Raw genomic sequence first — 20,979 nt, forward strand, 5'->3', positions numbered from 1 at the left:
TTTCTCCTTATACCTTATCCTCTTTACATCTCATTCTTTTCGTAATTTTTACTCTCTGGGACACGGCAGGATGGCTGCCACAGCTGTTTTTGGATGCGTCTGCCAGAATTGGACTGCTCCCTGCCCTGAGAGCAGGGGGATTTGGAAGATAGCCTCAGTGTAACAATTCTTTCTGTAAAGTCAAGTACCATTTTCTTGATTTTCATTGTGATCTTTCACAAATTTCTATATCATTTTTTGTCTGATTTTCAGACATCTAAAAATTTATGTTATGCTGCTGCAGGAAAGCGACGGCTCTTTGCAGCAGCCATGTCCTTCGCTTATCTTCTCATACATAATAAAACTACTGGAAAACCACCGGTTCCTCCATAAACGGAGTTTTTATCACAATATAGGGGAAAGAGGGTGAATTTCCTGCCTGTTCCGTGCTCTCAGGCCCCTGCAGCTCCGTTTTGATGACAATAGAGTTTTCAGTCAGGTAGAATTCCGGAACCGTGATGCTGTATCCGCCGGTAGGCTGCTCTCCATACCCCACTGCTATGTAAAGATCCGCACCGTCTGTATAGGTCAATTTGAATTCCTCATTCTTTTTCTGTCCAATCATATCGGCCAGCTCCTGCGGAATTTCATTCTGTCCTATCACGGTAAACTCCAAATCTCTTACCTTGGCCGCCTCCTCTTTTCCGGTACAGCCGCCCAGCAGGCATGCTGCGAGAATCAGGACGCCGGCCGCGAGAATGGCGGCACCTCTGGTTCTAAGAATATGTTTCATGAAAAAAGCTCCCTGTCGATTGATTATTACCATTCTATTAGGGAGCTTTTCTCTTTATTCAATGAATTTATTCAACTGTTGCCAGACGCCTGAGCTACATAAGTTTCTCATCTGTGCTGCAGGCCTGAAGCTGATGCTGGTACTTCTCCTTCGTGGCAAGTCCGCCGCGGATATGGCGTTCTGCCTTATTAATGTCCAAAACCACTCTGGCCTGGGCGGCCAAGGACGGATTAATGCCTTCCAGGCGGTCTGTTACGTCCTTATGTACCGTCGACTTACTGATCCCAAACTTCTTCGCCGTCTGTCGCACTGTCGCATTATGGTCTATGATGTAATTGGCAATGGTTACGGCCCGTTCCTCAATATATTCCTTCATAGGGCTACCCCTGAGAACGTTTTTTACATCATATTAAAGTTTTCAGGCTTTTATACCTCATTTTGCGTCCGCGGTTTTATTCCTGCGAAAGATCACCATTCTTGCTCAGATAGCGCCAGAGGGTTGTCCGGCTGATGCCCAGCTGGCGGGCAGCGGCTGCGCGGTTTCCGTTGTTGGCCGTCACGGCCTGCTCCACCACCTCCCTGATGATTTCCTCAAGGGTTCTCCCGGTGCTCACAAGGGAAGACGCCTGAACCAGCCCCCGCCGTACAGAGCGCTCCTTGGCCAGAAGCTCTGCCACCATACTGCTGCGGATATAGGTGGAGGTTGTCATCATCGCAAGTGATTCCAAAATGTGCTTAAACTGTGTGTAATTGTTTGGCCAGTCATACTGGCGCAGCATCTCTATGGCCTTTGGCTCAAAGCCAGAGATCTGTTTTCCCAGCTCCATCTTCATACTCGCCAGATACAGACTTGCCAGGGAGGGAATCTCATCGGAACGGCTTCTGAGAGAGGGCAGGTTCAGTGTCTGGCAGCCCAGCCTGGCCATGAAGCGTCGGGCCATCTCAGGAACCGGCTCGCTGTCCCGGCAGTCAAAGGAAAAGAGAAGCCTCACGCGCCTGGCAAGCCCTGTTTCCTGTATGGCTGCCAAGAGCTCTGATGCCCTCTGTTCCGGAATTGCCTCAAAATTTTGAAAATAGATCGTATTGCCGGTAGCATTTAACGGCGAATTATAGTGGCCCAGGAGAAAGTCCCAGCTCTTGTCGTTCATCTGCTCACAGTTTACCGCCACAAAGGGTTTATTCACCTGCGGGCTGTGTAGATAGAGAAACCATGCAATCTGCTCCTTTCCGGTGCCGGACTCTCCGCGGATCATGACAGGGTGATGTACAGCGGCAAGTGCCCGGATCTCCGCGTCCTGAGTGCCCATAGCTCCGCTGATGCTGTAAAAGCTGTTTGTAAACAGATATTCACACTCCCCCTTATTCATGGTACGGATTCCCGTCCAATGGGAGTGAAGCGGAATGCGTGAGGGCACGCAGTAAAACAGGCAGTATCTCTCCGTATTCATCAAGAGGGTCTGAGCTGTGATGCTGTAGAGCTGGCTGCGATCCGTATAATAAAATTTCATAGAACCGTTCCCGGGCACCTCCCCGAGATGGGAGCGCAGAGCCTCTGCCAGCCCGTCTGGCGGCTCTGTAGGGCTGCTGTAAAAGACGGCGCCGTCGGCATCGAGGACAACTGCCCGCCCGTTCTGTCCCTGGGTAATGCTTCGCAGAAACGTATTCTCCTGGCGGATCCTTCCAAACCAGAGGCTGATATTGATGGCCTGGTCAATGGCCGCATGCAGGCTCTCCACGCCTGAGGTGATCAGAAATGCGTCCAGCTCCATTTTTCTTGCGATAGTATGGGTCACCATGTCGCAGACTACCATGCGGTAGCCGTCTTTTTTCAGCCGCTCCAGCGTTTCCGTAGCCTCATCTGCCCCGTGTACGGTCAGTATATCAAGCTGGTAGCCCAGCAGATCGCACAATGTATGGGCCGGCTCCGTAATGCTGGGAAAACCGACGATGGCATAGCGGTTAGAATAATTCTCAGCCAGCTTCATGGTGCTCAGCACATCATATACGGAAAGCTGAATCTCCACTACCGGCAGATCTGTCACCTGGCGGATCAGCTCTGCCGTGCCGCCGCGGGAAATAATACAGTCATAGGAATTCGGGGACATACTCTGTACAATGGCAACTCCCACGTCCAGATCCCCGGTAAAAACGTCAAGCTGTACATTCGGATACGCGGCAGCTGCCCGATCCATGGCAGTATGCATCCCCTCGTAGGGGGCAATCCCTAAAATTCGGGTACGTGTTTCAACCATTGCAAATCCCTCCGTTTATTTTTGATACTATTATAGCAGAAACCCACAAAAAAATCACGCAATATAAGTTTCATTACGAAACATTTTACAAATGTAATTCTAAAAAAAATTTAATATGTTTAAAAATGTAACGCTTTTGTTACTTTTTTTCGATGCGAAGTTTCCTCAAATACGGCATAATAGTAGCATAATCTAAAAAGAGAGGGCAAACACATGATCCTTCTTTTCATTATTGCAGACGACTTCACCGGCGCTCTCGATACCGGCGTCCAGTTCGCCGCCCGAGGCATTCCCACGCAGGTAACGGTTGACCCTGAGGTGGATTTCGCTGCCCACGATACCGCTGTGCTGGTAGTCGACACAGAGACCCGCCATCTTCCGGCGTCTGAGGCCTATGAAAAAGTCTTTCACCTGAGCAGGAGGGCTCTGGCTTACGGTATCAGAAACATTTACAAAAAGACAGACTCGGCGCTGCGCGGGAATATCGGTGCGGAGCTTACGGCTCTCCTTCAGGCATCCGGGAGGAAGAATCTTCCATTTCTGCCTGCCTTCCCGCAGGCGGGGCGGATAACCAGACAGGGCTTTCACTACATAGACGGCATCCCGGTAACGGAAAGTCCCTTTGGGCTCGATCCCTTTGAGCCTGTGAGACATGCCTATGTGACGGAGCTGATTGCAGAGCAGTGCGGTACTCCGGCAAAGAGCTGTCCGGCTCCCACGCCGGACAGCTCCCTTCCCGATGAGCCGGGCATCCTTGTCTTTGACGCTGAGAGCACAGATGACCTGCTGTCAACCGGCCGGAGGCTTTCAGAAGCCGGCATGCTTTCCATATCTGCCGGCTGCGCAGGCTTCGGCGCCATTCTTCCGGACCTTCTGGATATTTTTGAAGGAAAGCCCCGGCCCCTTCCAAGCCTGGATCCCAGATTTCTGGTGGTGTGCGGCAGCGTCAATCCCATCACCCTCGCTCAGCTTGATCGGGCGGAGCGCGCAGGCTTTGCACGGATACGCCTGACTCCCAGGCAGAAGCTGGAGCCGGGCTACTGGTCCGGCAGCCATGGACAGAAAGAGCTCTTGCAGATAGAAGAAATTCTGGCTCAAAACCCACGCTGCATCATTGAAACCAATGATCCGGGAGGCAATCAGCCCACTGCCGATTATGCGGCAAAACTTTGCATTGACCGGGAAACCCTTCGCGTGCGTATTGCCGGAAGCCTCGGATATCTGGTAGGAGAGCTGTTCACCAGTCCTTTTCTGGGCACTCTTCTGCTGACCGGCGGAGACACACTTTTACAGTGCATGAACTGTGTAGGCGTCACGGAGCTGGAGCCCCTCTGCGAGCTGGAGCAGGGCGTGGTGCTGGCCCGCTTTTCCTGCAATGGATGCACGCGCCATGTCATCACAAAATCCGGCGGCTTCGGCAAAGAAGACCTGCTGACCGAACTGGCCTCGCGCATTGCCTCCGGTTCCGGCGGGCAAAATGAAACATCGAAACCATAAAAATTGCAAATACAATGGAGGTACACGATATGACATATCCAAAGCTCCCGGGACTTACCTGGGATGGAACCGTTTATGAAAATGAAGAGATGGGCACCATCGAGGCCCTGATTCCAAGCGGCGGCTACCCGACTGCTCACGCGCCGGCCATGGTGGAACTGCCAAACGGCGACCTGCTGTGCTGCTGGTTTGCCGGAACCTACGAGGGAAGCGCTGACGTTCACATTGTATGTTCCCGCCTTCTCAAGGACGGACAGGCATGGCTTCCGCCTGTGGATATCTCCAGCGACCCGACCCGCAGCGAACAGAATCCCTCCCTGTTCTACGGCCCTGACAGCGCAGTGTGGGCCATGTACACAGCCCAGCTGGACCGCCAGGAGGGCAAGGATAATATGCAGTTTACCTCTGTTGTGCGCTGTCAGAAGAGCACAGACGGAGGCCTCACCTGGGGACCGTATGAAACCATATTCCCGGAGGAGGGAACCTTCTGCCGCCAGCCCATTCAGATCCTCTCCAACGGACGCTGGATTTTCTCCAACTGGATCTGCACCGATTCTGCAGACGGTCTGTCCGGCGATCCGACAGCCTTCCGCATCTCCGATGATCAGGGAAAAACGTGGAAAAAGGTTATGATGCCGGAGAGCAACGGCCACGTACATGCCAATGTGGTGGAGCTGGAGCCAGGTCACCTGGCTGCCTTCATGAGAAACCGCGAGGCCTACCGCATTCACCGCAGCGAGTCCTTCGACTGGGGCGAAACCTGGAGTAAGCCTGAGCCGACTCCCCTTCCGAACAATAACTCCAGCATCAGCGCAGTCAAGCTGCAGAGCGGCCGCATCGCCATCGCCTACAATCCTACCTGCACGCCGGATCCACAGCCTGGAAAGGCAGCATGGCCGGGACTTCGCTGCCCGGTGGCAGTGGCCCTGTCTGAGGACGGCGGTCTGACCTTCCCCATCATCCGCTGGATGGAGCGCGGCGAGGGATTCATCGGCGATGAAAACAAGACCAACAACAAGCAGTACGAATACCCCTATATCATGCAGGGAAAAGACGGCATGATTCATCTGGCCTATGCCGCCCGCACCCGCCAGGGAGTCAAGTACGTGCGCTTCACCGAGCAGGATATTCTCGGCGAAAAGCGGGAGCGCGTGGGACTCTACAATCCGACTGCTGCTCAGAGCCGCTAAGCCGGTTCTTCAAGGGCAGAACAGATAAAGATAAAACAGAAGCAAACAGAACAAGGAGGTTATCAACCATGCTTACCACCTACAATCTTAAAATGCCCCATGCCGTATACGGCGGGGAAAACGCTATGGACAACATTACCGCCATCCTCAAATTAAACGGGGTAAAGCGCGTGGCAATGTTCACTGACAAGGGAATAGAGGCAGCCGGTCTGTTCTCTCTGCCGGAGGAGGCAGTGAAGGCAGCAGGAGCTGACTACTATGTATTAGATGAGCTGCCGGCAGAGCCTAGCTACATGGCTGTTCAGAAGCTGGTAGACGAGTTCAAGGCAAGCGGCGCTGACATGATCGTTGCCTGCGGCGGCGGAAGCGTTATGGACGCTGCAAAGCTGGCCAGCATTCTGGTTACCGATGAGTACGGTGTTAAGGAGCTCTTGGACGATCCCGGCCGCGCGAAAAAATGCGTTCCGATCATCCTGATCCCAACCACTGCCGGCACAGGCGCAGAGGTTACCCCGAACGCCATTGTGGCGGTTCCCGAGAAGGAGTTAAAGGTGGGAATCGTCAATGAGAACATGATCGCCGACTATGTGATCCTCGATGCGCGCATGATCAAGAATCTGCCGCGCAAGATCGCCGCTGCCACAGGAGTGGACGCTCTGGCCCACTGCATTGAGTGCTTCACCAGCAACAAGGCCAACCCCTTCAGCGATCTCTATGCCCTGGAGGGACTGGACCTGATCCTCAACAACATCGAGAAGGCCTGCGACGATCCGGAGGCCATGACAGAGAAAAACCGCATGCAGATTGCAGCCTACTACGGCGGTCTGGCTATCACAGCCAGCGGCACCACAGCCGTACACGCTTTAAGCTACCCGCTGGGCGGCAAATACCATATTGCCCACGGCGTTTCAAACGCCATTCTGCTGGCACCGGTTATGCGCTTTAATGAGCCGGCCTGCCGTGAGCGCTTCGCCATCGCCTACGACCGCTGCTGCCACGACCAGGTAAAGACCTGCAAAACCGCCGCTGAGAAGTCTGCATGGATCATCAGCCGGCTGGAGGAGATTGTAAAACATCTCGACATCCCCACAAGCCTCAAGGAATTCGGCGTGCCGGAGAGTGATCTGGACAGCCTTGTAGAGGCAGGCATGCAGGTACAGCGCCTGTTAGTCAATAATCCGCGCACCGTAACGCCTGAGGACGCCCGGGCCCTTTATATGGAAATTTTATAGAGGAACCATGTTTCCCGGCAGCAGGGGCCAAAGAGCTTTTCCCTGCCGCCGTCCGGAACTGTTTTGCCTCTGCAGAATCAGTCATACAGACTATAAGAATAAATGAACAGGAGGATTTTTTTATGAAAGCAGTTGAAATCAAAGGTATCATCCCGCCAATTCTCACACCTATGAACGACGATGAGAGCATCAACGTAGCTGAGCTTCGCAACCAGGTAGACCGCATGATCGAGGGCGGCGTTCACGCTCTCTTCCCATTCGGAACAAACGGCGAGGGCTACATCCTGAATGCCAAGGAAAAGCAGCTGGTACTGGAAACTGTAATCGAGCAGTGCAACGGCCGTGTTCCGGTATACGCAGGCACAGGCTGCATCTCCACAAAGGAAACCATCGAGCAGAGCAGGATGGCACAGGCTGCCGGCGCAGACGTGCTCTCCATCATCACTCCCAGCTTTGCAGCTGCCAGCCAGGATGAGCTCTACGAGCACTACAGGGCTGTGGCCAAGGCCGTTGACATGCCCATCGTTCTCTACAACATTCCGGCCCGCACAGGAAACGCCTTGGCTCCCGCCACAGTAGGCCGCCTGGCACAGATCGAGAATATCGTGGGAGCAAAGGATTCCAGCGGAAACTTCACAAACATCCTGGGCTACATTGACGCAGGAAAGAAGAAAACAAACGGCAAGTTCTGCACCCTGTCCGGCAACGACCAGTTAATTATCTGGACCCTGCTTGCAGGCGGCACAGGCGGAATCGCAGGCTGCGCAAATGTTTACCCGCACACCATGGCATCCATCTACAACCTCTTCATGGAGGGCAAAATTGAGGAGGCCAAGGCTGCCAACGAGAGCATCCAGAGCTTCCGCGCCTGCTTCAAATACGGCAACCCGAACACCATTGTCAAGACTGCCACACGCCTGTTAGGCTACAACGTAGGACCGTGCCGCGCGCCGTTCAACCAGGTTCCTGAGGAGGGCATCAAGGCACTGAAGAAAGTTCTGGCAGAAAACGAAGCCAAGGGCATGCACTAACCTGGGAGGAGGTACGACCATGAACGAAAAGCCGATTGTCGGTATTACCATGGGTGATCCTGCAGGCAATGGCCCGGAGATCACCGTCAAAGCGCTGGCTCACGCCGATGTCTATGACCGCTGCCGCCCCATCGTGGTCGGCGATGCCAAGATGATCGAACAGGCGGCCCGTTTCGTTGGCCGTCCCGACATCAATATTCACCGCTGTGAAAAGGTAAGCGACGCCTTATTTGAGTCCGGCACCATTGACGTGCTGCACCTGGAATTAATCCAGGATGTGAGCGCATTCCCCATCGGTCAGGTGAGCATCGAGGGAGGAAACGCTGCCTTCCAGTGCGTCAGAAAGGTCATCGAGCTGGCTCTGGCAGGAGAGGTGGACGCAACCTGCACGAACGCTCTGAACAAGGAAGCCATGAATAAGGCTCTGGAGTTCTATCACGGCGAGAAATCTGACGGATACACACATTTTGACGGCCACACAGAGATCTATGCAGCCTACACCAATACAAAGAAATACACGATGATGCTGGCCCACCACGACCTGCGGGTGGTGCACGTTTCCACCCACGTCTCCCTGCGGGAAGCCTGCGACCGGGTAAAGAAGGACCGCGTTCTGGAGGTAATCGAGATTGCAGATAAGGCCTGCAGGGATATGGGAATCGAAAACCCGAAGGTTGCCGTTGCCGGCCTGAATCCCCACTGCGGTGAGAACGGCCTGTTCGGCACGGAAGAGAGGGAAGAGATAAGCCCCGCCATCGAGGCGGCTAAGGCTGAGGGAATCAACGCCATGGGCCCCATCCCTCCGGACAGTGTATTTTCAGAGGCTCTCGGCGGCTGGTACGACATCGTCGTATGCATGTACCACGATCAGGGACATATCCCTCTGAAAACCGTAGGCTTTGTCTATGACCGTGAGCTGAAATCCTGGAAAGCCGTGGAAGGCGTCAATATTACCCTGGGTCTTCCGATCATCCGCACCAGTGTGGATCACGGCACAGGCTTCGCCCTGGCAGGAAAGGGAACCAGCAACGAGCTCAGCCTTGTGAACGCCATCGACTATGCCATCCGCATGGCAAAGGGACGCCGGGCGTAGACCGGGGCATATCTTTAGGAGCCGGCTTTTATTTGGCAGTCATTGTCCAAATAGGAGCCGGCTCCTTTCAAATGGCGAAACCGGAAACCAGTGCAGCTCTCCCATTTCACACCCACTGATAAAAACAGCAATTTTTTTGCTTCCTTTTTCAATTTTTCGTGCAATCTGTCTTTTTCCAGTCCGTTCGAATGTTCTAATATGAAACTTTTCATTGACTTTTAATTTATATCGTTTCATTTTTTAACGTTTTTTACGTTGAGTTTATATATTTTTTATATTTGTTTCTAAATGCAACACATTAATCTGTTTATTTTCTTGTCATAAATTCGGGCATCTTATATAATGAGCATCAGATAAAGCCATACAGAATTGTGCAAATTGCAGCTACATACCTGTATGAATACAGCAAAAACACAAGGAGGGAATTTCACATGACCACCCAGATGATTATTGCTTTAGCAATCACAGCGTTCATGGTCGTCCTGATCATGATGGACAAGCTGCCTTTCGGCGCGCCGCCGCTGCTCGCCTGTCTTTTGCTTGTCATCTTCGGCATCGCCGACATTAAGGCTGCTTTCGGCGGATTTTCCAACGCTACTATCGTAATGCTTGCCGAGTTCATGGCAATCATTGCAGCGCTTCAGAAAACCAGCTTCATCGCTGCCTTTAAGAGAACCATGTTCAACATAGCCAACAAGGGAGGACTCAAAGCCTACCTGCTCATGACTCTCATTGTTATGCTGGGCTGCAGCCTGTTCGGTACAGGTTCTACAGCATACTATGTTATGGTTATCGGACTTCTGTCCACGCTTCCTTACAGCAAAAAGCTGCCCCCGTCCAAGGTCGTTATGACTGCCGGATTCGCAGCCAACCACCCGTTAATCCCATTCAATACTGCATTGCAGTACGGTATTGTTATCGCTGTTTTAAACAGTGCAGGCGTAATGGCACAGGTTTCTGTTGCAAAGTTTGCAGTCGTAAACTTTTTCCTGTCCGTTGGTTTCCTGTTAAACTGCGTCATCCAGTACAAGTTTCTGCCGGATCATCCCATCTCCGCAGCTTCTGAGGACGCAGCCAAGGTTCAGGAGGCCGCAGCTGTCTCTCTTCCCAAGTGGAAAGAGAATGTTACCTATATCGTATTCGTAGTAGCCGTAATCGGCATGCTCCTCCAGAGCACGATCGGTGACGCCGGCTATGCCATTGCCGGTCTTTCTGTCGCCGTCATCCTGGTTACAGGCGTAATGGATTTCAAAGAGATCCGCGATGCGATCAGCGCTCCGATTATCCTTATGTCAGCCGGCGTTATCGGTGTTGCCGACGCTCTCGGAAGCACAGGACTGACCGATCTGGTTGGTTCCACTGTTGCAAATATGCTCGGAACAAACGTAAATCCATTTGTCATGATTTTTGTATTCTGTATCCTGACCAGCGTTCTGGCAACTCTGACAGGCTCTACAATCGGTACCGTTTATGTATTTGCTCCTCTGGCAATTGCCACCTGTACAAGCCTGGGATTGGATCCGACGGCCGCTGCATGTGCCATCGTTATCTCCGGTTGGTGCGGACACTTCCTCCCCATCGACGGTATGCCGGCCATGGTTATGGGCGTCGGAAATTACAGCAGCAAGGAGTTCTGTAAGTTTACAATTCCCCAGTACTTTATCCGACTGCTGTTCCTGACAGCCGGTGCCCTGATTGTATTCCCAATGTAACTGCAGAAATGCTGAAAACAGAGTGTTCAAGAAAAGAGGTACGTGATTATGAAAAATAAATTTGAACTGGAGCATATCGGCATCAACACCGCGAATCCTGAGGAGGCTGAAAAGCTGGCGCAGCTTCTGAGCCTGATGTTTAACTTAGAGCCCCGCCACGGACAGAAATCAGAATTCGGCGGCCCATACTTCGAGTGCATGAAATCTCCCTTCCTCGGCACAAACGGTCATATTGCCATGCGCACACCGGATCTGACAGCTGCCGTGGAGGAGTTAAAAGAGAAGGGCTTTTCCTTCCGGATGGATACCGCTGCCTACAATGAAGACGGAACGATCAAGAATGTCTATCTGGACGGAGAGTTCGGCGGATTTGCTATCCATATTATGCAGAAATAAGCTGCCTTTGATGTCTGAAAACTGACAGGAGCGGCCAAATGGGATCTGACTCATTTGGCCGCTCTTTTTCTGTTTCAGTCTTTTTTTCTTTCCGCAATCATGGTATACTTAGTTAAGAAAATCCCTTTCAGGGTTTTCACCTGCGGCAGAGAATACCGGGCAGCAGTTCATGACTGTTCAGATATACCGCCGCAAGAAAAAATAAGGAGGAACTTATATGTACGCAGAATTCACAGACGACCTGATTACAAAAAACGAGATGATCGATTCCCAGCACAGGGAGCTGATTTCCAAAATCAACGACCTGCTTATCAGCTGTGAAAATAAAAGCGACAAGGAAGGCGCAGTGAAAATGCTCGGCTATCTGTCCGACTACACAGACTTCCACTTCGGCGCTGAGGAAAAGCTGCAGCTTTCCATCGGCTATCCTGGCTATGAGGAGCACAAGGCCAAGCACGCAGAGCTGAAAAAGTCTGTCCAGGAATTAAAGGACATGCTGGCAGCTTCCAACGGCCCTACAGCCGAGTTTGAGGAGAAGGTAAAGACCGAGGTTCTCGAATGGCTGCTCTACCACATCAAGGGCTTTGACCGCTCTGTGGCAGAGTACAAGTTTATGCGCGATAACCCTGATATGCTGTAGCCCCTGAAACGGCTTGACCTCTTCCACCAGATACAGGTTTTCTGCAATATCATAAAAGGCTGCTGACTGAAGCTTAAATATGCTTCCTGCAGCAGCCTTTGTATTTTCCTGTTTTTTGAATTTTTCTGTTCTTTGTTTTACTCTCCCCTGTCTGCTCCGTCCGACTGCCTGCCGCCGTCCGGAAGCTCCACCGTAAATGCACTTCCGACTCCGTACACGCTCTCCGCTCTGACGCTGCCTCCGTGGATACCCGCGATCCATTTAACCATGGAGAGCCCAAGCCCTGTCCCCTCTGTGCTTCTTGAAGCATCTGCTCTGTAAAAACGGTTGAAAATCTTTTCCAAATCCTCTTTCTTAATTCCGATGCCTGTATCCTGTACCGTCAGAAAAACGCTTCCATTCTTCCGCTCAGTGACCACGCGGACACGTCCTCCCTCTCTGTTGTACCGGATGGCATTTGTCACAAGATTTGTAACCATTCGGATCAGAAGCGTCTCATCTCCCACCACCTGAGCCTCCCCTGTCTCCCAGGTAAGTGAAACATGATTTTCTCCAGCCGATGCCTCCAGATCCTCACAGATAAAGCTGCAGAGTGTGCCAAAGTCCACCGGCTCCCTTTTGGGAATAAACTTTCCGTTCTCCGCCCGGCTTAAGAGCAGAAGCTGAGAGACGATAGCATTCATCCGCTCAGACTGGGTGAGAATTGCATGGAAGGCCTCTTCTTTGTCTCCTTCCTCTGCCTGCCCTGACAGGGCGAACTCGCACTGAGATCGAATCACCGCGATCGGCGTCCTGAGCTCATGGGACACGTCAGATGAGAACTGGCGCTCCGCCTCGAAGGATGCCTGCAGTCTGGCCAGCATTCCGTTCATAGTGCCTCCCAGGCGATCCAGCTCATCTCCGGAACCGTCTGTCTCAATTCTCTGGCTCAGATCGCTCCCAGAGCCGATGGCCTCCGCCGTCTCTGCAATCTGACGGACTGGGAGGAAGGCTCCCTTCGTAATTCTGTAGCCTCCAAGGGCTGCCACGGCCACAAAGCCAGGCAGCATTCCGAAAAACAGGAGAGGCAGATTTCCCAAAGCCTGTCCAAACTCTGTCATGGAGATCATTCCCCGTACCCAGAATCCATTTCCTGCCTTCTCCGAATATACATCGTAGAGCATCCAACGCTCTCCTCTTTTGCTGGCTGTCTTGATGGTCTGATCTTCCAGAAGAGAGTCCACCTGAAGCCCCAGGTTCACATTAGGCGCCAGAAGCCTGCCCTCTGTATCATAGATAAAAACAGAGACTCCGTTCTTATAAAAGTCCATCTCTTCTGTCTGCAGCTTTCCATACCGGAAGCTGGCCTGCTGCACGCTGTCTGTCACTGTGTCCATCAGCTGCTGCTTCATCTGGCTTCCGGACATCCTGCGTGAGGAAGAAAACATAAAAACAGCCGCCATGGCCAAGAGCAGAACCATGAAGAAGGTATACCACAGCGTCACTCTGGCCTTGATAGACAGATGCCTGCCTGCCGCAGCCAGTTTTGTCCTGGTCTTTCTGGTCCTTTTTCCCACTGCCATGTCACTCCTCCCTCAGTGTATAGCCGGCTCCCCGCACTGTGTGGATCAGCTTCTTCTCAAAGGGATCGTCAATCTTTTTTCTGAGATAACGGATATAGACATCCACAATGTTGCTTCCCCCCTCAAAGCCAAAATCCCAGACCTGGTTTTCCAGCTGTGTGCGTGAGAGTATGGCTCCCTTATGGCGGATCAGGGATTCCAGCAGGGCAAATTCCCGGGAAGAAAGGCTGATCTCCACCCCTCCCCTCGTCACTTTCCTGGTGGAAAACTCCACTGTCAGATCTGCCACAGAGGCCGTATCCGTCTTATTGTCAGAATTTCTTCTAAGCAGAGCGCGGATGCGGGCAGTCAGCTCCGCAAATTCGAAGGGCTTCGTCAGGTAGTCATCTGCCCCGGCGTCCAGCCCTCCCACCCGGTCAGCGACGGCGTCCCTGGCTGTCAGAAGCATGACAGGCGCCGTATTTCCCCGGCTTCTGAGTGTTCGAAGCACGGTCAGCCCGTCGATTCCAGGCATCATAATATCCAGAATCACCACGTCGTAGTCTGTGCTGTCCAGGTAATCGAGAGCCTCCTTGCCGTCCCTGCATCCGTCTACGCCAAACCCTTCCGCCTTAAGCCGCTTTACCGTCACTTCCCTGAGGGCCGGCTCATCCTCTGCAAATAAAATTCTCATGCTGAAACCTCCTTGCTGTTCTCTTTTTTATCCAGAAATTTCTTTTATTTTTTGTATTTTAATTTACTTTTAATCTTACACTAGTACCATAGACTTATCAACCAGAACAGCCGTACCGGCATGCTGGGGCAGCTTCCTTCCTCCCTGACAGGAGAATGGGAAACGCACGGAACATTTTGTAAGATACTTTTTATCTGGAAAGGAATGGAAATTATGAGAAAATCGTTTATGAGAAACTTAGGTTTGACAGGTCTTACTGCCGCCCTTCTTCTGACCGGGTGTGCAGGCACCTCCTCCGGAAATAAAACCCAGGAAATTACCGACACCACCATCACCGCTTCTGAAGCTCAGTCTCAGGAGGGTTCCCAGAGCGCTCTTAATACCTCGGATGACGCCTCAGGCACAGACGGGGCACTCTCCTCTGACACTTCCTCAGAGGGACAGAATGCAGCCGCTTCACAGGCAGCCAGCCAGACTTCCCTCTCCGATATCGTGACAGGAGATCAGGCAAAGGACGAAGAGACCTACTATCAGGTCAAGGCTGAAAAAGATGCTGTAGAAATCGACATTGAAAATCTGGAGGCCTCCTTCCGCATCGGAACTATCTCTCAGGAGGATTTTACCAGCCAGAAAGCTGATCTGAAAACCCAGGAGGACTATCTGGATGCCCAGGAGGAGATCCTTGAGGACAGCCTGGATCTCGCCTACCGCAAGAGCAACCCTGCTCTCCCGGAGGGAACCGCCGAGGAGCTCTTCTCCCAGAAACAGAATCTGGAGGCCAAAGGCGATGAGCTGGAGCGTTCCGAGGATGAGCTGGAATTAAGCTACCGTTCCGGCGACATCACCCGCGAGGACTTTATCTCTAAGCAGACTGAGCTGATCCGCCAGAAGGAAGAACTGGATCGGGAGGAAGAGCTGGTGGAAAGAGCCCTGGAGAAAATGGGCTATGACGACTAAATCGCCGTCATTTCCCGGCTTTTTCGGAAGCTCTCCTCCCCTTTTTCTCACCTGCAAGCGCCCGCATCTCGCGGGCGTTTTGTCTTACCGCCTCTGTAATCTCAGCTCCCCCTAAAAGCCTTGCCAGCTCGTCGATGCTCTGCTCCTCTGAAAGGCGCTGTATCTGCGTGGCTGTACGGCCGTCCCTTGCTGTCTTTCTTATCTCATAGTGGCTGTCCGCCATGGCTGCAATCTGGGGCAGATGGGTAATGCAGATCACCTGATGACTCTCTGCAATCAGGCTCAGCTTCTCCGACACCATCTGAGCCGTACGGCCGCTGATTCCGGTGTCTATCTCATCAAAGATCAGCGTCGGGATATCGTCCGTCTCCGCCAGAACCGCCTTGAGAGCCAGCATAATTCTGGACAGCTCACCTCCGGAGGCCACCATTCCAAGGGGTCTGGCCGGCTCGCCCGGATTGGTCGAGATGAGAAACTCCGCCTCATCAAATCCGCCGGCAGTGTAGTGAGGAAGCCGCCGGAATTCCATGGTAAAGTCCACATTCATAAAGTTCAGATCGGAAAGCCCCTCCCTCATGCGCTCTGTAAGCTTCACAGCCGTCTGGCGGCGGATTTCTGAAAGCTCCCCGCACAGTTCTTCCAGCCGCGCTGTAAGCTCTGACAGGCGCTTTTCCGTCTCCATCCTGAGCAGATCAAAGTTTTCCAGCTCTTCCAGCTTTTCCTGCTTTTTCTCAAGGCTTTCAAGTACCTTTTCAATGGTATTGCCGTACTTGTTTTCCAGGCTTCTGATCAGGTCCAGCCTTTCCTCGGTCTGCCTGAATGCCTCCTCGTCAAAGGTCATGCTGTCCATGTAGGAGGAAATCTCACGGTTCAGATCACTCATAAGAGAGTCTACATCATAGAGCTGATCCCTGATTTCTGACAGCCCTTCATCGAACTGAGAGGCCGTTTCCACCGCTTTCAGGGCTCTCGCTATCTGATCTCCGCTTACTGCCCGATAAGCCTCGGAAAGGCTCTCGGCGATTCTCCGGCTGTTGGAAAAGCGGCGGTACCGGCTTTCCAGCTCCTCCTCCTCCCCGGCCCTCAGCCCGGCATTCTCAATCTCCTCGATCTCAAAGCGCAGAAAATCTGCTTCCCTGAGAAGCTGTTCCTTCCCGCTCTGGTAATATTCCATCTTCTTTTTCACAGCCACATATTCCTGATAGGCCTCTGCCGTCTTTTTCTTTAAGGGCTCAATCCGGGATTTTCCATATTCATCGAGAATTTCGAGATGTTTAGAATGGTATAAAAGCGACTGGTGCTCATGCTGCCCGTGGATGTCTATGAGAATCCCTGTAATCTCACGGAGCCTTGCCGCTGTCACCGTCTCGTCGTTGATCCGGCTGATGCTTCTGGCCGGCATGATCTTTTTAGATATGATTAAATTTCCGTCTGTATCCGGGAAGACCTCTTTCTTTCTCAGCTCCTCCCTCTTTTTTTCATCCGTTACAGAGAAAACCAGCTCCACGTAGGCGTAGTCGCAGCCCTGGCGGATCAGCTCCTTTGACGCCTTACCGCCCAGGGCCACATTGACAGAGCCAATGATGACCGATTTTCCCGCTCCTGTCTCTCCTGTCAGGATGTTGAGCCCCTCCTCGAACTCTACCTCCGCAGAGTCAATCAAAGCCAGGTTTCTGACGCTCAGATGAAACAACATGGTACCACCTCTTTCCTGCATCCTGCTCACTGCCCGGGATGCCTATCCGTTAATCATTTTTTTCAGCTTGTCCATCAGAAGAATGGTGTCATCTGCGCTTCTGACTGCGCACATAATCGTATCGTCCCCTGCAATACACCCTACAATCTCACTGAAATGGATGGCATCCAGAGCCGCCGCCACTGCCATGGCCATCCCCGACACGGTTTTAATCACCAGAATGTTCTGGGCCATATCCATGGAGAGGAAGCCGTCATGAAGGATTCTGATGTACTTGTCGTTAAAGGTGCTCTGCTGGGGATGAAAGACAGCGTACTTCTGGCGCCCGTTCTCCCCCTGGATCTTTGAGAGCTTCAGTTCCCTGATATCTCTCGATACAGTAGCCTGAGTGACATTGTACCCCTCCTTATTCAGGTACTCAGCCAGCTCCTCCTGTGTCTCAATGTCATATTTTCCAATCAGCTCTACAATTTTGCTGTGACGTTCCAGTTTCATGAGTCTTCCCCTCTCTCCTGTGTCTGTTTTTCTGTCTGTTTGTCTTTATATCTGCCTCATCCTGTCTCTGAGATTTTCCAGGAAGGACACCTTTTTAAGCCTGATGAGCATTGTGACTGTCTCCGATTTCTCAATTCTTACCCGGTCCCCCGTCTTTAAGCGCACCTGGGTGTCCCCGTCAAAGCTCAGGAATTTTCCCGGCTCCTCCCTTCCGGTAATCTCCAGCTCGATGACCCGGTCCGGAGCCAGAACCACACTTCTGGAATTCAGCGTGTGGGGACAGATGGGGGTCAGCAGGATCATCTCCGAATCAGGGACGGCTATGGGGCCTCCTGCCGAAAGGTTGTAGGCCGTGGAGCCCGTAGGCGTGGCTGCTATGAGCCCGTCCGCCGAGTAATCCGTCAGAAATTCCCCGTCGATATAGAGGTTGAACCGAAGCATGCCAAGTCCGAACCTGGACAGGACAATGTCATTGAGGGCAATGTCCTTTGCCGCCGTACTTCCACCGGAGCTTACCGTCCCCTTCAGCATGATTCTCTTCTCCAGACCGTAGTGATCCGCGATCAGCTCGTCTAAAGCCGGAAAAATGTCCTTCTCACGCCCAATCTGGGCCAGATAGCCCAGCGTCCCCATATTGACGCCGAGAAGGGGAATATTGCTGCCTGCCAGATCCCTGGCCGCCTGGATCAGCGTCCCGTCTCCCCCCAGGCAGATGACGCACTCTGTCCTTGCAGGCACAGTGCTGCTGTCTGTATAGCGGAACGCATGGCGGCAGGAGGTTCTTTTTTCCGTGTCGCTGGCATCCCACACCACGCACTCGCAGTCCCTGTCCCTCAGGTATCTGCTGATCAGCTCTGCCCCATACTCCGCCTTTTTCTTAGAATGGTTTACAATCATATAGAAATACTTCATCTCATCAGCTCCGATTTGCCGCTTCCTGCTCTGCTGTTTTTGTCTGTCTGACGCCTACTTGTCCAGCTCCCCGTGGGCCGCCTCCACGACAGCGGACGGATTTACCGGCACATTCTCAAAATGCTCTCCGGCCCTGTGATTCTGAAGGTGAAGGAGATACTCGATATTGCCCTCCGGCCCCTTGATGGGCGAGTATTCGAGATTCATCACCTCAAAGCCGATGCTCACAGCAAAGGAAATCACCATCTCAATCACTTCCAGATGGGTGCTCTTTTCTCTGACCACGCCCTTCTTTCCCACCTTCTCACGGCCTGCCTCGAACTGAGGCTTAATCAGGCATACGATCTGCCCGTTTTCCGTCAGAAGCTCCTTGACCGGCCCCAGAACCTTCGTCAGAGAAATAAAGGAGACATCGATGGAGGCAAACTCCACCGGCTCCTCAATGTCCTCCGGCGTCACGTAGCGGATATTCGTCTTTTCCATGCACACGACTCTCGGGTCGTTTCTCAGCTTCCAGGCCAGCTGCCCATGTCCCACGTCCACTGCGTAAACTTTCACGGCTCCGTTCTGAAGCATACAGTCCGTAAAGCCTCCCGTGGAAGCGCCCACATCCATACAGACTTTGCCGGACAGCTCCACACCGAAATGCGTCATGGCCTTCTCTAACTTCAGCCCCCCGCGGCTGACATACCTGAGAGTCGCTCCCCTCACCTCCAGCTTCGCCGTTTCCTCAAAGGTGGTTCCGGCCTTGTCCTCCTTCTGCCCGTCCACATAGACGATGCCGGACATAATAATGGCCTTCGCCTTCTCCCTCGACTCTGCCAGCCCGTTTTTCACCAGCAGGACGTCCAGACGTTCCTTCATCTCTTACCTCCATCTAATCGCTTTTGCGCAGGCCAGGACTTTTCGCGCCCTGCGCCGCGCAGGTTTCTGCCTCAAACGCCATCTTCCCGGACCTGGCAGCTTCGTCTCATTCAGAGCAGCTGCCGGCCTGCGGCTCCCTGTCTTTAAGAAAGCGCTCCGTTATTTTTTTCAGGACGGAATCACTGTCAATTCCCAGATCGCTTCGCAGAAGAGAAACATTTCCATGCTCCACATAGGCGTCCGGCAGAGCAATGTTTAATACCTCTATCTCTTTATAGCGCTTCTGCACGTAATCGGTAATCTGCTCACCGTAGCCGCCTCTCAGCACATTCTCCTCCAGGGTGACAATGACCCTGTGGTTTTCTGCCAGATAGTCCACAATATCTGTGTCCACAGGCTTCACAAACCGGCCGTTTATCAGGGAGCAGGAAACACCCATTTTTTTCAGCTTGAGCCTCACATGCTCTGCCGTGCTCACCATGCTCCCCACTGCCAGAAGGGCAAACTCTGATTCCTCATAGATCATCTCGCTCTTTCCGTACTCCACAGGAGCCAAAAATTCCTTGAGCCCCCGGTAGGCCTGTCCTCTCGGATACCGGATTGCCAGAGGTCCCTCATACTCCACGCCGAACCGGAGCATCTCCCTGAGTTCCCACAGATTCTTCGGGGCCATCACGCTCATATTCGGTATGGAGGAGAGGAAGGACAGGTCAAAAATTCCCTGATGGGTTTCCCCGTCGCTTCCCACCAGGCCCGCCCGATCCACGCAGAACAGCACCGGCAGGTTCTGGATACAGACATCGTGGAGAATCTGATCATAGGCTCTCTGCAGAAAGGACGAATAGACTGCCACAACCGGCTTGAGCCCCGCCGCAGCCATTCCCGCGGCTGAGGTGACGGCGTGCTCCTCCGCAATGCCTACGTCAAAGAAGCGATCCGGATAGAGCTTTTCAAACCTGGAAAGCCCCGTGCCTCCAGGCATGGCCGCCGTGACGGCAGCCACCCGGCTGTCCTCTGCCGCTATCTGGCAGATGGTCTTTGAAAATACGTCCGTGTAGGTGGGATAGATCTTGGTGGCCAGCGGCTTTCCTGTATCCGGGTTAAAGGGCTCCACACCGTGAAAGGCAGAAGGATTTTTCTCTGCCGGCTGGTAACCCTTCCCCTTTTTCGTCAGCACATGGATCAGGACGGCGCGGTCCATTTTTTTGGCCTCCCGGAAGATCTTGACAAGCTGCCTCACATCATGGCCGTCTACCGGGCCGATATAGGTAACTCCCATATTTTCGAACCACATGCCGGGAATGAAGAGCTGCTTGATTCCATTTTTTGTCCTGGTGAGCGTCTGAACCATCCCGTTTCCCACCATCGGAATGCTTCTCAGGGCTGCCACCACTGATTTTTTCAGCTCATTATAGCCCTCATCGGCTCTGAGATTGCTCAGATACCGGGAGATTCCTCCTACATTTTTCGAGATGGACATGTTATTGTCGTTCAGCACAATAATAAAGTTTTTTTTGATCTGAGCCGCATTATTCAGAGCCTCGTAGGCCATGCCGCCGGTCAGGGCTCCGTCCCCGATCACGGAGATGACGGAATAGTTCTCCCCCCTCACATCTCTTCCCAGAGCCATCCCAAGGCCCGCCGAGATGGAAGTGGAACTGTGGCCTGTATCGAAGGCGTCAAAAGGACTCTCCTTGCGCTTCGGAAAGCCGCTCAGGCCGCCGTACTGGCGCAGGCCGTCAAAGTTGTCCTTTCTGCCGCTCAGAATCTTGTGGGTGTAAGACTGATGCCCTACATCCCAGATCACCTTGTCCCTGGGCAGATCAAAGGCCAGAAAAAGGGCCATAGTCAGCTCCACCACGCCGAGATTTGAGGCCAGGTGACCGCCTGTATGGCTGATTTTTTCGATCAGGAACCGGCGTATCTCCTCTGCCAGCGCCTTAAGCTCTGTTTCATTAAGTGTTTTAATGTCATCAGGCCCGTTAATTCTCTCCAAAATCACAGC

General features: G+C 52.8%; 19 protein-coding genes. 9 read left to right on the top strand and 10 right to left on the bottom strand.

Annotated elements, in window-relative coordinates; translation table 11 throughout:
- Window positions 1-343: 343 nt before the first annotated feature.
- The 3 genes from DW757_RS09535 to DW757_RS09545 form a co-directional block, all read right to left on the bottom strand.
- Window positions 344-772: a protease complex subunit PrcB family protein gene (locus DW757_RS09535; RefSeq protein WP_015544922.1), complete on the bottom strand. Its 429-nt coding sequence runs from the start codon at window positions 770-772 to the stop codon at window positions 344-346.
- A 94-nt stretch (window positions 773-866) separates the two neighbouring features.
- Window positions 867-1,148: a sporulation transcriptional regulator SpoIIID gene (gene spoIIID, locus DW757_RS09540; RefSeq protein ID WP_008397599.1), complete on the bottom strand. Its 282-nt coding sequence runs from the start codon at window positions 1,146-1,148 to the stop codon at window positions 867-869.
- 76 nt (window positions 1,149-1,224) lie between these two features.
- Window positions 1,225-3,024: a sigma-54-dependent transcriptional regulator gene (locus DW757_RS09545; RefSeq protein WP_015545041.1), complete on the bottom strand. Its 1,800-nt coding sequence runs from the start codon at window positions 3,022-3,024 to the stop codon at window positions 1,225-1,227.
- Window positions 3,025-3,237: 213 nt separating this feature from the next.
- Here DW757_RS09545 and DW757_RS09550 point away from each other — a divergent pair, with 213 nt between their 5' ends.
- The 8 genes from DW757_RS09550 (at window position 3,238) to DW757_RS09585 (ending at window position 11,815) form a co-directional block, all read left to right on the top strand.
- Complete coding sequence (locus DW757_RS09550) at window positions 3,238-4,521, top strand: four-carbon acid sugar kinase family protein (protein ID WP_118751588.1); 1,284 nt, start codon at window positions 3,238-3,240, stop codon at window positions 4,519-4,521.
- Between the two features lie 29 nt (window positions 4,522-4,550).
- A complete protein-coding gene (locus DW757_RS09555; RefSeq protein ID WP_118751589.1) occupies window positions 4,551-5,711 on the top strand; it encodes a sialidase family protein in 1,161 nt (386 codons plus the stop codon).
- Between the two features lie 68 nt (window positions 5,712-5,779).
- On the top strand, window positions 5,780-6,943 hold the full coding sequence (locus DW757_RS09560; RefSeq protein ID WP_118751590.1) for an iron-containing alcohol dehydrogenase: 1,164 nt from the start codon (window positions 5,780-5,782) through the stop codon (window positions 6,941-6,943).
- A 122-nt stretch (window positions 6,944-7,065) separates the two neighbouring features.
- On the top strand, window positions 7,066-7,974 hold the full coding sequence (gene dapA / locus DW757_RS09565) for a 4-hydroxy-tetrahydrodipicolinate synthase (RefSeq protein WP_015545042.1): 909 nt from the start codon (window positions 7,066-7,068) through the stop codon (window positions 7,972-7,974).
- Window positions 7,975-7,993: 19 nt separating this feature from the next.
- Window positions 7,994-9,067 carry a 4-hydroxythreonine-4-phosphate dehydrogenase PdxA gene (gene pdxA / locus DW757_RS09570; RefSeq protein ID WP_008397608.1) on the top strand — a complete coding sequence of 358 codons (1,074 nt, stop codon included), beginning with the start codon at window positions 7,994-7,996 and terminating at the stop codon, window positions 9,065-9,067.
- Window positions 9,068-9,498: 431 nt separating this feature from the next.
- Window positions 9,499-10,779 (top strand): SLC13 family permease, encoded by a 1,281-nt coding sequence (locus DW757_RS09575; RefSeq protein WP_118751591.1) that lies wholly within the window; start codon window positions 9,499-9,501, stop codon window positions 10,777-10,779.
- A 48-nt stretch (window positions 10,780-10,827) separates the two neighbouring features.
- A complete protein-coding gene (locus DW757_RS09580) occupies window positions 10,828-11,175 on the top strand; it encodes a 2-dehydro-3-deoxy-phosphogluconate aldolase (protein ID WP_008397613.1) in 348 nt (115 codons plus the stop codon).
- 217 nt (window positions 11,176-11,392) lie between these two features.
- On the top strand, window positions 11,393-11,815 hold the full coding sequence (locus DW757_RS09585; RefSeq protein ID WP_008397614.1) for a hemerythrin family protein: 423 nt from the start codon (window positions 11,393-11,395) through the stop codon (window positions 11,813-11,815).
- A 137-nt stretch (window positions 11,816-11,952) separates the two neighbouring features.
- Here DW757_RS09585 and DW757_RS09590 read toward each other — a convergent pair whose 3' ends face one another.
- Together DW757_RS09590 and DW757_RS09595 are read right to left on the bottom strand one after the other, a co-directional pair.
- On the bottom strand, window positions 11,953-13,377 hold the full coding sequence (locus DW757_RS09590; RefSeq protein ID WP_118751592.1) for an ATP-binding protein: 1,425 nt from the start codon (window positions 13,375-13,377) through the stop codon (window positions 11,953-11,955).
- A 1-nt stretch (window position 13,378) separates the two neighbouring features.
- Entirely contained in the window at window positions 13,379-14,050 is a 672-nt protein-coding gene (locus DW757_RS09595) for a response regulator transcription factor (protein WP_118751593.1), read from the bottom strand.
- A gap of 228 nt (window positions 14,051-14,278) precedes the next feature.
- Here DW757_RS09595 and DW757_RS09600 point away from each other — a divergent pair, with 228 nt between their 5' ends.
- A complete protein-coding gene (locus DW757_RS09600) occupies window positions 14,279-15,007 on the top strand; it encodes a hypothetical protein (RefSeq protein ID WP_147355640.1) in 729 nt (242 codons plus the stop codon).
- Window positions 15,008-15,014: 7 nt separating this feature from the next.
- Here the strand turns inward: DW757_RS09600 and recN are convergent, their stop codons facing one another.
- From recN to dxs, 5 genes are all read right to left on the bottom strand, one after another.
- Entirely contained in the window at window positions 15,015-16,703 is a 1,689-nt protein-coding gene (gene recN / locus DW757_RS09605; protein ID WP_015573511.1) for a DNA repair protein RecN, read from the bottom strand.
- Between the two features lie 42 nt (window positions 16,704-16,745).
- Entirely contained in the window at window positions 16,746-17,198 is a 453-nt protein-coding gene (locus tag DW757_RS09610) for an arginine repressor (RefSeq protein WP_008397621.1), read from the bottom strand.
- Between the two features lie 45 nt (window positions 17,199-17,243).
- Complete coding sequence (locus tag DW757_RS09615) at window positions 17,244-18,110, bottom strand: NAD(+)/NADH kinase (protein ID WP_008397623.1); 867 nt, start codon at window positions 18,108-18,110, stop codon at window positions 17,244-17,246.
- A 54-nt stretch (window positions 18,111-18,164) separates the two neighbouring features.
- Window positions 18,165-18,974 carry a TlyA family RNA methyltransferase gene (locus tag DW757_RS09620; protein WP_118751595.1) on the bottom strand — a complete coding sequence of 270 codons (810 nt, stop codon included), beginning with the start codon at window positions 18,972-18,974 and terminating at the stop codon, window positions 18,165-18,167.
- A gap of 106 nt (window positions 18,975-19,080) precedes the next feature.
- Window positions 19,081-20,976 (bottom strand): 1-deoxy-D-xylulose-5-phosphate synthase, encoded by a 1,896-nt coding sequence (dxs, locus tag DW757_RS09625; protein ID WP_118751596.1) that lies wholly within the window; start codon window positions 20,974-20,976, stop codon window positions 19,081-19,083.
- Between the last annotated feature and the right edge of the window lie 3 nt (window positions 20,977-20,979).

Source organism: Clostridium sp. AM29-11AC (genome assembly GCF_003480545.1).
In the GTDB taxonomy this organism is placed as follows: domain Bacteria; phylum Bacillota; class Clostridia; order Lachnospirales; family Lachnospiraceae; genus Otoolea; species Otoolea saccharolyticum_A.